This is a genomic window from Nocardioides sp. SYSU D00038 (genome assembly GCF_016924665.1).
GTDB lineage: Bacteria > Actinomycetota > Actinomycetes > Propionibacteriales > Nocardioidaceae > Nocardioides.
Genome location: NZ_JAFFJT010000028.1, coordinates 13380 through 26488 on the forward strand (window position 1 = coordinate 13380; position 13109 = coordinate 26488).

General features: G+C 73.9%; 13 protein-coding genes. 4 read left to right on the forward strand and 9 right to left on the reverse strand.

All coding sequences use genetic code 11. The annotated features are described in order from the left end of the window. Positions 1–76: 76 nt before the first annotated feature. Complete coding sequence (locus JT721_RS17105) at positions 77–847, forward strand: SDR family oxidoreductase (RefSeq protein WP_307828108.1); 771 nt, start codon at positions 77–79, stop codon at positions 845–847. A 31-nt stretch (positions 848–878) separates the two neighbouring features. On the opposite strand, the gene JT721_RS17110 is transcribed toward JT721_RS17105, so the two are convergent. The 5 genes from JT721_RS17110 to ligD (JT721_RS17130) all read right to left on the reverse strand — a co-directional run bounded on the left by JT721_RS17110 (position 879) and on the right by ligD (JT721_RS17130) (position 5471). Continuing rightward, positions 879–2087, reverse strand: a complete 1209-nt coding sequence (locus tag JT721_RS17110; protein WP_205474476.1) for a HAMP domain-containing sensor histidine kinase — start codon at positions 2085–2087, stop codon at positions 879–881. Further along, positions 2080–2772: a response regulator transcription factor gene (locus JT721_RS17115; RefSeq protein WP_205474477.1), complete on the reverse strand. Its 693-nt coding sequence runs from the start codon at positions 2770–2772 to the stop codon at positions 2080–2082. The genes JT721_RS17110 and JT721_RS17115 overlap by 8 nt, the downstream gene beginning before the upstream one ends. Before the next feature lie 70 nt (positions 2773–2842). Further along, entirely contained in the window at positions 2843–3325 is a 483-nt protein-coding gene (locus JT721_RS17120; RefSeq protein WP_205474478.1) for a hypothetical protein, read from the reverse strand. A gap of 314 nt (positions 3326–3639) precedes the next feature. Continuing rightward, positions 3640–4557: a non-homologous end-joining DNA ligase gene (gene ligD, locus JT721_RS17125; protein ID WP_205474479.1), complete on the reverse strand. Its 918-nt coding sequence runs from the start codon at positions 4555–4557 to the stop codon at positions 3640–3642. Continuing rightward, the gene (gene ligD, locus JT721_RS17130; protein WP_205474480.1) at positions 4554–5471 is read right to left on the reverse strand and encodes a non-homologous end-joining DNA ligase; all 918 of its coding nucleotides are present in this window, start codon (positions 5469–5471) and stop codon (positions 4554–4556) included. Before ligD (JT721_RS17130) ends, ligD (JT721_RS17125) begins: the two co-directional genes overlap by 4 nt. 128 nt (positions 5472–5599) lie before the next feature. Between ligD (JT721_RS17130) and JT721_RS17135 the strand changes: the two genes are divergently transcribed. Continuing rightward, positions 5600–6613 (forward strand): Ku protein, encoded by a 1014-nt coding sequence (locus tag JT721_RS17135; RefSeq protein WP_205474481.1) that lies wholly within the window; start codon positions 5600–5602, stop codon positions 6611–6613. A gap of 20 nt (positions 6614–6633) precedes the next feature. Here JT721_RS17135 and JT721_RS17140 read toward each other — a convergent pair whose 3' ends face one another. Genes JT721_RS17140 through JT721_RS17155 form a run of 4 tightly spaced genes read right to left on the reverse strand, consistent with a single transcriptional unit; the run spans position 6634 to position 11479 of the window. Beyond that, a complete protein-coding gene (locus JT721_RS17140) occupies positions 6634–7518 on the reverse strand; it encodes an SDR family NAD(P)-dependent oxidoreductase (protein ID WP_205474482.1) in 885 nt (294 codons plus the stop codon). A gap of 4 nt (positions 7519–7522) precedes the next feature. Then, entirely contained in the window at positions 7523–8980 is a 1458-nt protein-coding gene (locus tag JT721_RS17145) for a carboxyl transferase domain-containing protein (RefSeq protein WP_205474483.1), read from the reverse strand. Further along, the gene (locus tag JT721_RS17150) at positions 8977–10143 is read right to left on the reverse strand and encodes a CaiB/BaiF CoA-transferase family protein (RefSeq protein WP_205474484.1); all 1167 of its coding nucleotides are present in this window, start codon (positions 10141–10143) and stop codon (positions 8977–8979) included. The genes JT721_RS17145 and JT721_RS17150 overlap by 4 nt, the downstream gene beginning before the upstream one ends. 7 nt (positions 10144–10150) lie before the next feature. After that, on the reverse strand, positions 10151–11479 hold the full coding sequence (locus tag JT721_RS17155) for an SLC13 family permease (RefSeq protein ID WP_205474485.1): 1329 nt from the start codon (positions 11477–11479) through the stop codon (positions 10151–10153). 111 nt (positions 11480–11590) lie between these two features. Here JT721_RS17155 and JT721_RS17160 point away from each other — a divergent pair, with 111 nt between their 5' ends. Both JT721_RS17160 and JT721_RS17165 read left to right on the forward strand, forming a co-directional pair. Further along, entirely contained in the window at positions 11591–12307 is a 717-nt protein-coding gene (locus JT721_RS17160) for a FadR/GntR family transcriptional regulator (protein ID WP_205474486.1), read from the forward strand. Further along, positions 12304–13065 carry a sulfite exporter TauE/SafE family protein gene (locus tag JT721_RS17165; RefSeq protein WP_205474487.1) on the forward strand — a complete coding sequence of 254 codons (762 nt, stop codon included), beginning with the start codon at positions 12304–12306 and terminating at the stop codon, positions 13063–13065. Before JT721_RS17160 ends, JT721_RS17165 begins: the two co-directional genes overlap by 4 nt. Positions 13066–13109: the final 44 nt, after the last annotated feature.

Below are 13109 nucleotides of genomic sequence, written 5' to 3' on the forward strand. Positions count from 1 at the left end.
TCGGTCACGCCTCCATCCTCGCGCATCCGGGCGTCCGGGGTTGACCAAGCAGATGCTTGGTCGCTCTACTCGAGGGGTGGACGATCTCCAGCACGACTTCGCCGACCGGCCCGGCGCCGCGCTCGTGGTCGGCGGCAGCGGCGGGATCGGGGCCCGGGTGGCGACGCTGCTCGGCGCCCGCGGCAGCACGGTCGCGCTGACCTACCGCGGCCGCCGCGACGCCGCCGAGGCGGTCGCCGCCGCGGTGCCGGGCGCCACCACCTGGCGGCTCGACGTCACCGACGACGCCGCGTGCGCCCGGGTGGTCGCCGAGGTCACCGAGCGCCACGGCGGCCTGCACACGCTGGTGCACGCGGCCGGCCCCCACGTGCCGCTGCGCCACCTCAGCCGCACCAGCCCGGCCCGGATGCGCGACCAGCTCACCGACGACGCCGCGGGGTTCTTCAGCGTCGTGCACGCCGCGCTCCCCCACCTGCGGGCGAGCCGCGGCTCGGTCGTCGCCGTCACCACGGCGGCCACCGCGCGGTTCCCGGTGCGCGACGGCCTGTCGAGCGGGCCCAAGGGCGCCGTCGAGGCGCTGGCCCGCGGCCTCGCGGTCGAGGAGGGCCGCTACGGCGTCCGCGTCAACTGCGTCGGGCCCGGCATGCTCACCGACGGCATGGCCGAGCGGCTGATGAGCGACGGCGACCTCGACGAACGGGCGCTGGCGACCGCCCGCGCGAGCATCCCGCTGCGCACGTTCGGCACCGCCGACGACGTGGCCGAAGCGGTCTGCTTCCTGGCCAGCCCGCGCGCCGGCTTCGTCACCGGCCAGAAGCTCGACGTCGACGGCGGCTTCGCCACCTGAGTCGCCGGCCCGCTCGACGGAGCGGGCCCGGTCAGCGCTGCGGCAGCAGGACGACGAGCCCGTCCATCGGGTTGTCGCCCTCGAGCCGGCCGCCGAGCGCGCTCACGACCGCCCGGGCCTGCACCAGCGGCACCTCGCGGCTACCGCTGCGGGTGGGCTTGAGGTCGCCGGCGCAGACGACCCGGATCTTGAGGTGGCCGTCGGGCGAGCCGTCGAAGACCAGCCGCACCGCACCCTGCCCGCGGCGCAGCACGTCGACCAGCAGCAGGTCGAGCACGTGCTCCACCGGCCCGGGCGTGTACGTCGTCTCCAGGCTCCCCTCGACCGCGGCGGTGAGCGGCCGGTCGTGCTCGGCGAGGGCGTCGGCCCAGCGCTGCGCCACCTGGGTGGCGAGGTCGCGCAGCGGGATCTCGGCGCCGGCGACCAGCGCGCCGCGGCGCGAGATCTGCACCAGCTCGCCCGCGACGACGTCCATGCTCTCGACCCGGTTGAGCGAGCGGGCCGCGGCCTGCCGGGCGTCGTCGGGCAGGTCGTCGCGCATGGTGAGCTCCTCGAGCTCCAGGCGCAGGCCGGTGAGCGGGGTGCGCAGCACGTGGGAGGCGTGCTCGGCGAACTCCGCCTCCTGGGTGAGCCGCTCCTGGAGCCGGCCCGCCGAGCCGCGCAGCGCCTGGCTGATCGCCTGGGCCTCGGGGATCCGGCTGCGCGGCAGGTCGAGGTCGAAGCGACCGCGACCCAGGGCGTCGGCGGCCACGGCGAGCTGGCGGAACGGGTCGGCCAGCAGCCGCGCGATGAGGAAGCCGACGACGCCGGCGAGCAGCCCGATCAGCACCACGAGCAGCGCGATCGAACGACGGTCGTCGGCCACCAATCCGGACATCGACTCCGAGGACTGGCTCAGCGTCATGGTGCCGCCGGCGGCGGGCAGCGTGACCCAGGGGGCGTCCTTGGTGTCGCCCTGGGCGAACTCGCGGCCCTCGGCCGCGACCGTGGTCTGGCCCTCCCGGGTGTACTCCACCTTGTGGTCGCTCCCGACCAGCTCGGCGAGGAACTGGCGGTCGACCTTGCGACGCAGCTCCACCCGCTGCTCGATGGCGACCCGCACCACCACGGCGTCGGTGCGCAGCTCCTCGGCCTCGTGGTCGCGCAGCAGACCCTGGAGCGTCCAGGCCCGCACCAGCAGCGCGCCCAGCAGGAGCACGACGGTGAGGACGACGAAGCTGACCGTCAGCCGTTCACGCATCGGTGGGGCTGCCCTCGAGGCGGAACCCCACCCCGCGGACGGCAACGACCTTCTCGGTCACTCCCACGCTCTCGAGCTTCTGGCGCAGGCGTCCGATGGTGACGTCGAGGGTCTTGGTCGAGCCGTACCAGTTCTCGTCCCACACGTCGGCCATCAGCCGGGTGCGCGAGACCACCTTGTTGCGGTTGGCGGCCAGCACGGTCAGGACCTCGAACTCCTTGCCCGTCAGCGACACCTCGTCGTCGCCGGCGAACACGCGCCGGGCCGCCACGTCGATCCGCAGCGCCCCGTCGTCGGCGCCCTCGTCGCTGCTCGCGGACGACGTACGTCGCAGCAGCGCCCGCACCCGGGCCTGGAGCTCGGCGAGGCCGAACGGCTTGGACATGTAGTCGTCGGCGCCGTAGTCGAGCCCGACCACCCGGTCGAGCTCGCCGGCGCGCGCGGTGACGATCATGATCGCGCCCTCGAAGCCGGCGTCGCGCACCTTGCGGCAGACCTCGAGACCGTCCATGTCCGGCAGCCCGAGGTCGAGGATGACGACGTCGGCCGGCCGGGAGGAGAGCTCGTCGAGGGCCTTCTGGCCGGTGTCGACCCACTCGACGTCGTAGCCGTCGCGCTCGAGGGTGCGGACGAGGGGGAACGCGATGTCCTCCTCGTCCTCGACCACCAGGACTCTCTGCGCCATGGGCCCGAGGATAGTCGCGCTCCCCGGGTCCGCGTGGCGAATGGGGCACGACGCGCGCCCCGACCGGGCCTCATCCGAGGGGAACCCGCGACCCCGGCCGCGGGCCGGGCTGCGGACGGGCCTGCCAGGCCATCGCCAGCGCGCCGATCGCGGTGAGGATGAGCGCGACCCACATGCTCCGGTCGACGGCGCCGAGGAACGGGTAGCCGACCCACGGCACGTGCACCAGCACCCGGGAGTACGTCGCGCCGTCGACCGGCAGCGTCTCGGTGAGCGACGCGGGCTCGGTGTCGCCCCGGGTGACCAGCCGCCGGTCGTTGACCGCGACGACCCGCTGGGTGACCAGCACCGTGGTGCCGACCTCGCGGGTGCTGGGGAAGGTGATCACGTCGCCGACGACCAGGTCCTCGGCCGGCGTGGGCCGCTCGATCGCCAGGGAGCCGCGGTCGATGTCGCCCTGCATCGAGTCGGTGGAGATGACGTAGCGCTCGAGGCCGAGGACGCTGGGCAGGAACGCCAGCAGCGTCACCGGCAGCAGCACGAGGGCAGCCACGACCGCCAGGCCACGGTTGCGTGCCCTGGTGGGGTGGGGAACAGGTTGGAGCTCCACGAGTCCTTCCCGAGTCTGGCCGGGGTCGACCCGCCCGGCGTCCGGAGATCGCCGGGCGGGACGCCCCAGGGTGCTCCCGAACGACACATCCCCCCGGTTGCGCCGGTCGTTACTCCCGCGGCGGCCGCCGACCCCCCGTCGACCTCCTGCCGCGTCTCCACCCGACGCTAGCGGGACCACGCGCACGGCTCGCCCACACCGGATCCACCACGACGGAACAGTTCGGTAACACCGGCGGACCGGGGGCGCCGGGTTCGTCAGGAGGCGTCGGCGGCGAACAGGTCGCCGTGGTCGGCGATCCGCTCCAGGACCTGCTCGAACCGCATCTGCTCCAGGCCCAGCGGGTCGTCGGCGCCCACCTCGACCTCGGCCCAGGTCACCGGGGTGGCCACCCACGGTCGGTCGCGGCCGCGCAGCGAGTACGGCGAGATCGTGGTCTTCGAGCCGGCGTTCTGCGACCAGTCGAGGAAGACCTTGCCCGAGCGGCGGGCCTTGGTCATCGTCGCGGTCACGAGCGTGGGGTGCTCGGCCTGCAGGTGCTCGGCGACCTCCTTGGCCAGCGCGGTGGAGTCGTCGGAGGGCAGCCGCTTGGGCAGGTCGGCGTAGAGGTGCAGCCCCTTGCTGCCGCTGGTCACCGGCTTGGCCGCCAGCCCGCGCTCGGCGAGGACGTCGCGGACCATCAGCGCGACCTGGCAGCACTCGTGGAGGGTGGCCGGCTCGCCCGGGTCGAGGTCGATGACCAGGCGGTCGGCGTTGCGGGGGCGGCCGTTGCGCCCCACCGACCACTGGTGCACGTGCAGCTCGAGGGCAGCCAGGTTGACCAGGTAGGTGAGCGTCGCGAGGTCGTCGACGACGGGGAAGGTGATCGCGTCGGCGCCCTTGCCCGAGCGGCGGCCGCTGGTCGGCACGGTCACGGTGCGCACCCACGACGGCGTGCCCGAGGGGGCGTTCTTCTCGAAGAAGCTGGAGCCCTCGACGCCGTGCGGCCACCGGATCCGGGTCACGGCCCGGTCGGCGAGGTGGGGCAGCATCGTCGGCGCCACCTGCGCGTAGTAGCTCAGCACCTCGCCCTTGGTGGTGCCGGTGCGGGGGTAGAGCACCTTGTGGAGGTTGCTGATCCTCAAGGTGCGGCCCTCGACGTCGACGAAGACCTCCTCGGCCTCGGGCGGCGTCACAGGTCGGCCGCCGTGAGGTCGCTGCGCACGCCCTGGTACGACGGCTGGCGCAACCGGTCGTAGCCGGCGCCGTGGCTGTCGACGTCGACGACGACCACCGGCTCGACCCACCGGGTGCCGCGGGCGTCGACGCGCGGCACCTCGTCGACGAACGGGCTGCTCGACGTGGTCAGCGGCTCGAGCAGGCGCTGGAGCACCGGGCTCTGCTTGGGCCCGATGCCGCTGCCGACCCGCCCCCGGTAGAGCAACCCGTCGGGGGTGGGTTCGCCCACCAGCAGGGTGGCGAGCCGATCGCCGGTGCCCTCCTGGGGCCGCCACCCGCCCACGACGTAGGAGAGCCGGTGCCGGTGGGCGAACTTGCGCCAGTGGGGGCTGCGCTCGCCGAACCGGTAGGTGGAGGAGAGCCGCTTGCTGACGATTCCCTCCAGACCCTGCTGCCGGGTGGCGTCGAGCAGCATCGCGCCGTCGTCGTAGGCGTCGGGCACCTGCCAGACCCCGTCGAGGCCCAGGGCGCGGAGCCGCTCCCGGCGCTCCTCGAGGGGCAGCCCGGTGAGGTCGGCGCCGTCGAGACGCAGCAGGTCGAAGACCATGTAGGTGGCCGGCACCCGCTCGCTCAGCGCCCGGGCGGTGGTCGCGCGGCGCACGTGCATCCGGTCCTGGAGGGTGCGGAAGTCGGGCAGCCCCCGCTCGTTGAGCGCGATGATCTCGCCGTCGACGAGCAGGTCGCGACCGGGCAGCGGGTGCTCGGTGACCTCGGGCCAGGCGACCGAGACGAGGTTGGCGTTGCGGCTGGTCAGCCGCACCTCGTCGCCGTCGGAGTCGGCCAGGATGCGCACGCCGTCCCACTTCACCTCGTGGGTCCACCCCGCGTCGGTGGGCACGTGCGTGCCCTTCGTGGCCAGCATCGGCTGCATGGGCCCATCCTGCCCGAACCGGCCACGCCCCCACCGGCGCCGGAGCCCGCGACCGATGACGTGACCGATGACTCCGCGCATTCCCATGGGTCACACTGGGCACCGACAGCACCACGAGGAGGAACAACATGCGAGCGATCTGGAAGGGCGCGGTGTCCTTCGGGCTGGTCAGCGTGCCCGTGAAGCTCTACGCCGCCACGGAGTCGCACGACGTCTCCTTCCGCCAGGTGCACGCCAAGGACGGCGGCCGGATCAAGTACCAGCGGGTCTGCTCCCTCGACGGCGAGGAGGTGCCCTACGCCGACATCGCGAAGGGCTACGAGACCGAGGACGGCGAGATGGTCATCCTCACCGACGACGACCTGGCCGAGCTCCCGTCGACGTCGTCGCGCGAGATCGCGGTCGAGAAGTTCGTGCCCCGCGACCAGATCGACCCGATGCTGTTCGAGAAGAGCTACTACCTCGAGCCCGAGAAGTCCGGCGCCAAGCCCTACGCGCTGCTGCGCCAGGCGCTCCAGGACGCCGACCGGATGGCCGTGGTGACCGTCGCGCTCCGGCAGCGGACCACGATCGCGGTGCTCCGGGTGCGCGACGACGTGATCGTGCTGCAGACGATGATGTGGCCCGACGAGGTGCGGGTGCCCGACTTCTCCGTCGAGACCGGCGAGGTCAAGGACGCCGAGGTCAAGATGGCGAACATGCTCGTCGAGACCCTGGCCGGCGACTTCGACGCCGAGGAGTTCGAGGACGACTACGCCGAGGCCGTGCAGGCGGTGGTGAAGGCGAAGATCGAGGGCGGCGAGGTCAAGCGCACGCCGACGTCGACGAAGTCCTCCGGCGAGGTGGTCGACCTGCTGGCCGCCCTGCAGCGCTCGGTCGACGCCGCCAAGACCGCCCGGGGCGAGGACACCGACGACGACTCCGACGACTCCGACGACTCCGACGCCGAGTCGTCGGGGTCGCGGGCGAGGTCGACCGCGAAGAAGTCGACCGCGAAGAAGGCCGCCACCAAGAAGGCAGCGGCGAAGAAGACCGCCACCAAGAAGTCCCCGGCCAAGAAGACCGCGTCGAAGTCGACGGCCAAGAAGTCCACGACCAAGAAGACGGCCGCCAAGAAGGCACCGGCCCGCAAGGCCAGCTGACCCGCCGGCCGACCCGCCGGCTAGCCGCGATCGCCCGGCGCCGGCGCGTCCACGCCGCGGGCGGCCGCGGAGTCGGGCACCCGACGGTCGAGCACGCTGAACGCCAGGTCGCTGAGCCGCGGCAGGGCCAGGTTGACCACCTCGCCCACCCGGCCGGCCAGCCCGTCGACGGTGACCGGCCGCTCCTCCATCGCGCGGACCACCCGCTCGCCGGCGTGCTCGGCGCTCTCGCCGGGCAGCCCGCGGTAGGCCTCGGTGGGGGCGATCATCGGGGTCCGCACGATCGAGAACCGCATCGCGGTGAAGGTGACGTTGTCGGCGTAGGTCTCGCGCCCGGCGATCCGGCCCCACACGTCGAGGGCGGTCTTGGAGGCGATGTAGGCCGAGAACTTCGGCGCCTTCATCTGCACGCCCCAGGTGACGACGTTGACCACGTGGCCGAACCGCTGGGCGCGCATCGCCGGCAGCAGCCCCAGGGTCAGCCGCACCGGGCCGAGGAAGTTGACCGCCATCGACCGCTCCACGTCGTGGAACCGGTCGGTGCTCAGCGCCAGGGAGCGGCGGATCGAGCGGCCCGCGTTGTTGACCAGGTGGTCGACGACGCCGTGCTCGGCGAGCACCTGTGCGACGAGGGCGTCGACGGCGTCGCCGTCGGTCAGGTCGCAGGCGTACGCCGTCGCGCGGCCGCCGTCGGCCTCGATCTCCGCGCGCACGCGGGCCAGCTCGTCGGCCCGGCGGGCGACGAGCAGCACGGTGGCGCCGCGCCGCGCGGCCGCACGCGCGGTCGCCTCGCCGATGCCCGACGAGGCTCCGGTGACCAGCACCACCCGCCCGGCGAGCGGGCTCGGCGCTCCGGGCCGCAGCAGCCGGCGCAGCCGGGCCAGCGGGGTGTGGAGCAGCAGCACCCGGTCAGTCTGGCAGGCCCTGGGCGGCGCCCGTCGCGGCGCCCGTCGCGGCGTGCAGCCGGTGCGCCACCTCGGCAGCGACCGCCAGGGCCAGGGTCTCCGCGGTGTCGTCGGGCCGCTCGGGCACGACGACGTCGACGGTGCCGTCGGCGAGCAGGTCGACCGCCCGCACCCGCTGGGCGGCGGCCATCTCGGCCGCGTGGCCGGTGTCGCCGTGCACGATCACGCTGGCCCCCTCGGGCGGCAGCGGCGAGAGCCAGGCCTGCTCGGCGGCCACCACGTTGCGGGCCGGCAGCAGCGCCAGCGCCCCGCCACCGCAGCCCTGGCCGAGCACCACCGAGATGGTCGGGACGGTCATCGTCGCCAGGGTGGCCAGGCAGCGCGCGATCTCGCCCGCCATCGCGCCCTCCTCGGCCGCCCGCGACAGCTCGGCGCCGGGGGTGTCGATCACGGTGACCAGGGGTAGGCCGAGCTCCTCGGCCAGCGCCATCGCCCGCCGGGCCTCGCGCAGCGCCGCCGGGCCCATCGGGTTGGTGGGGCCCTGCCGGGCGCGGTCCTGGCCCACCACCACGCAGGGCTGGCCATCGAGGCGGGTGAGGGCGAGGATCACCGACTCGTCGCGCTCCCCCTCGTCGGTGCCGGCGAGGCGCACCGTGCTCGACCCGGCGTGCCGCAGCAGGTCGCGCACGCCGGCCCGGTCGGACGCCCGGGTCGCGGTGATCGCGTCCCAGGCGTCACGGCCGGGGTCGGGGTCGCCCTCGCGGGGCGTCAGCGAGGGTGGCGCCGGTGGGTCGACCAGCACGCCGAGCGCGCGGTCGACGAGCACCGGCAGCTGCTCGACGGGGACGACGGCGTCGATCACCCCGCGGGCCGCGAGGTTCTCGGCCAGCTGGACCCCCTCGGGGAACGGCTCGCCGTTGAGCGCCTCGTAGACCTTCGGGCCGAGGAAGCCGATCAGCGCGCCCGGCTCGCCCACCGTGACGTGGCCCAGCGAGCCCCACGAGGCGAACACCCCGCCGGTCGTGGGGTGGCGCAGCTGCACCAGGTAGGGCAGCCCGGCCGCCCGGTGGTCCACCAGGGCGCGGGAGATCTCGACCATCCGGACGAACGCCGGGGTGCCCTCCTGCATCCGGGTGCCGCCGGAGGAGGTGGAGGCCAGCACCGGCAGCCCCTCGGCGGTGGCACGGCGTACGGCCCGGGTGATCCGGTCGGCCGCGGCGACGCCGATCGAGCCCGCGAGGAACCGGAACTCGTTGACGACCACGACCACCGGCCGGCCGTGCACGAGCCCGCGCCCGGTCAGCACCGACTCGTCGGTGCCGGCCCGCTCGGCGGCGGCGACCAGCTCGGCGCGGTAGGCCTCGGGATGCCCGGCGGTGTCGACCGGCTCGTCCCACGACTCGAACGAGCCGTCGTCGAGCACCAGGTCGAGGAGGTCCGAGGCACCCCAGCGACGGGTCACGCGTCGCCCTCGAGCCAGGCCCGGATGTCGGCGGCGTGCTGGTCGAGCACCGGCGGGGCGGCGTGGTCGCGGCGGGTGACCTCCTCGCCGTCGGGCCCGAAGAACCGCAGCGGCGGCCCGGGCAGGGTGACCGGGCCGAGGGTGGCGTGCTCGACCTCGAGCGCCAGCCCCTGGCTGAGCGCCTGCTCCCAGCCGTAGACCTCGTCGAGGGTGCGCACCTTGCCGGCCGGCACCCCGGCCTCGGCCAGCCGGGCCAGCAGCGGCTCGGCGTCGTGCTCGGCGAACGCCGCCTCGACGACCTCGATCACCCGCTCGCGCTGAGCGACCCGCACCGCGTTGCTCTCCAGGCCGGTGGGGTCGAGGTCGAACGCCGTGACCAGTCGCTGCCACAGGCCCTCGCTGCCGACCGCGATCTGCACGGCGCCGTCGCGGCACCGGAACAGCCCGTAGGGCGCGATCGAGGGGTGGTGGTTGCCCTGCGCCCGGCCGACCTCGCCGGCCACGGTCCAGCGGGTGCCCTGGAAGGCGTGCACCCCGACCACCGCGGCGAGCAGCGAGGTGCGCACTACGGTGCCGACGCCGGTGCGGGCCCGCTCGTGGAGCGCGGCGAGCACGCCGTAGGCGCCGTACATGCCGGAGAGCAGGTCGGCGATCGGCACCCCGACCCGCTGGGGGTCGTCGGGGCCGGAGCCGGTGAGCGACATCAGGCCGGCCTCGCCCTGGGCGATCTGGTCGTAGCCCGCGCGGCCGCCCTCGGGGCCGTCGTGGCCGAAGCCGGTGATCGAGAGCACCACCAGCCGGGGGTTGCGGGCCTGGAGCGACTCGATGCCGAGGCCGAGCCGCTCGAGCACGCCGGTGCGGAAGTTCTCGACCAGCACGTCGGCGCGGTCGACCAGCCGCAGCAGCAGGTCGCGGTCGGCGTCGTCCTTGAGGTCGAGGGCGATCGACTCCTTGTTGCGGTTGGTGGAGAGGAAGTACGTCGACTCGCGGCCGTCGTCCTCGCCGACGAACGGGGGGCCCCAGCCGCGGGTGTCGTCGCCCGAGCCGGGCGCCTCGACCTTGACGACCCGGGCGCCCAGGTCGCCCAGCATCATCGTCGCGTGCGGCCCGGCCAGGGCGCGGGAGAGGTCGACGACGAGCACGCCGTCCAGGGGTCCGGTCACGGGGCACTCACCATCCCGGCAGCACGAGGGCCGCCCACACGAGGAGCGGACCGGCGAGGACGACGATCACGCTGTAGGTCAGGATCTGCTTGTAGTAGACCGGCTCGCTGATCGAGTCGGGCTTGTTGGCCAGCATCAGCGCGCCGTTGGTCGAGAACGGGCTGACGTCGACGATGGTGGAGCTCACCGCCAGGGCGGCCACGAAGAACGCCGCGCTGATGCCGCCCTCGGCGATCAGCGGCACGCCGATCGGGATGATCACCGGCAGCAGGGCGGTGGACGAGGCGAACGCCGAGACCACGCCGCCGACGTAGCAGAGCACCAGCGCGCCGATCGCGGCGGCGCCGAGCCCGGCGGCCCAGTTGCCGACGAACTCCGGCGACCCGGCGGCCTGCAGGATCGCGGCGTAGGTGCTGACGCCGGCGACCAGCAGCACGGTCGGCCAGGCGATCTGCTTGACGGCGTCCTTGTGCTCGTTGGGGGCCATCATCGCCAGCAGCACCGCGGCGGTGATCGCGACGAAGCCGATGTTCTTGTCGAAGGCCAGCGCGATGGCGGCCACGCCGACGAACGCGAGCAGGGTGAGCGTCTGGTCGAGGCGCACGCCGCGGCCGGCGCTGGTGGTGGTGGGCGCGCTGGCGCCGAAGCCGCGGGCCGGCACCGACGCGCCGCCGCGGTGGAGGTCGTCGTCGGTGTGCTGGAGCCCCGGGTCGTCGGGATCGATCCGCAGGCCGATCAGCTTGCGACCGCCCAGCACGACGAAGAGCACGGCCGCGAGCACCAGGTTGACCACGAGACTGGCGATGAACACCGTCATCTCGCTGCTCGGCAGGCCGGCGTCGCGCATCACGCCGTTGGTCAGCGAGCCGTAGATGCTGATCGGCGAGAAGCCGCCGCCCTGGGCGCCGTGCACGACGAACATGCCCATCATCAGCGGGCTGATGCCGTAGCGGCCGGCGAAGCCGAGGGCCACCGGGCCGATGATCGCGCAGGCCGCGGGGCTCACGGCGCCGACGCCGGTGAGCACGCCGGTGACCGCGAACATCACCCAGGGGATGAGCGCGACCCGGCCGCCCACGGCGCGCACCCCCCACCTGACGATCAGGTCGACCGTGCCGTTGTTGCGGGCGATCGCGAACAGGTAGGTGACGCCGATGATCGTGAGGATCAGGTCGCCGCTGACGCCGGCGAGGATCTCCTTCTCGTCGAGGTCGAGGGCGTACATGCCCACCAGCCACGCGGCGACGTACGCCAGCGCGCCCATGTTGATCGGCAGCACCGTGCCGACGACGAACAGCGCGACCAACGCGAGGATCGCGACCCATTCCGCTCCCATGCCAGCTTCCTTCCGTCGCCCCCGCGTCCACGCCCGAGTGACCGCGATCACGTGGTGGCTCAGTGGCCTAGCCAATAGGTCAACGGGTCACCCTGTCAATAGTCTGGGGGCATGACGGACCGCGCCGACTTCCCGCCCCGGCTGCTGCGCACCCGCCTGTACGAGCAGGTCGCGGAGCAGATCACCGCCTGGATCGAGGCCAACGGGCTGCGCCCCGGCGACAAGCTGCTCCCCGAGCGCGAGCTCGCCGCGCGGCTCGGTGTCAGCCGGGCGACGCTCAGCCAGGCGCTGGTCGCGCTCGAGGTGATCGGCGTGGTGACCGTGCGCCACGGCGACGGCACGATCGTCACCGAGGCCGGGCGCGGGCAGGGGCGGATCGTCGACGCCATCCGCGCCCACGCCCACCGGCTCCCCGAGATCATCGAGACCCGCGACGCGCTCGAGACCAAGATCGCCATGCTGGCCGCCACCCGCCGCACCGACGACGACCTGGCCCGGATCGACGACGCGCTCGCGGCGATGGAGGCCGACATCGACGGCGGCGGTCGCGGCGTCGAGGGCGACGAGCGGTTCCACGGCGCGGTGACAGCGGCGGCCCACTCGCTGCTGCTGGCCCGGCTGATGGGCGAGATCGGCGACCTGATCCGTGAGTCGCGCATCGAGTCGCTCTCGCAACCCGGCCGCCCGCGCGACTCGCTGGCCGGCCACCGGGCCATCGCCGAGGCGATCCGCGCGGGCGACCCCGCCGCCGCGGCGGCCGCCATGCACGCGCACGTCGAGATGGTCAGCGACGTCGCCCTGCTGCGTGACACCGCACCGGACGCGTGAGCGGGCCCGAGCAGCTCCTCGTACTCGTCGCCGGCCTCGGCGCCGGGATCATGACGTCGACGGTCGGCGTGGCCTCGCTGCTGAGCTTCCCGGTCCTGGTGGCCGTGGGGCTGCCCCCGGTCGTGGCCAACGCCTCCAACACCGTGGGGATGACCCCCGCCGGGCTGAGCGGCTCGTTCGGCTACCGCGCCGAGCTGAGGGAGCATCCGCGCGCCACGGCCGCGGTGCTCGCGACGTGTGCGGCCGGCTCGGTCGGCGGCGCCGTGCTGCTGCTCGCCCTGCCGCCCGGGGTCTTCGAGGCGGTGGTGCCGTGGCTGATCCTGCTCACCTGCCTGCTGGTCGGCGTCTCTCCCCGGCTCAACGCCTGGCTGCGCCGCCACACCGGCCCGGACCAGCCCGACCGCCTCGACCTGTCCCCCACGACGACGTTCTTCGCCACCCTCACCGGTGTCTACGGCGGCTACTTCGGCGCCGGCTCGGGGGTGATGATGATGGCCGTCCTGGGCCTCGGCACCGACCTGCCGTTCCGCATCGTCAACGCGCTCAAGACGCTGGCGGTGATGGCGGCCAACGTCGTGGCCACCGTGATCTTCCTGGCCGTGGCCGACCTCGACTGGCGCGCGGTGCTGCTGCTCGCCGGCGGCTCGGTCGTCGGCGGCTACGTCGGCTCGAGGATCGGTCGGCGGCTCTCGCCCACCCTGCTGCGCGGGCTGGTCGTGGTCTGCGGCGTCACCGCCGCCGTGACGATGCTGGTCTGAGGGCTGGTCGGGCGCACGAACCGTGCAAAGGCGTGGCTGGTGCA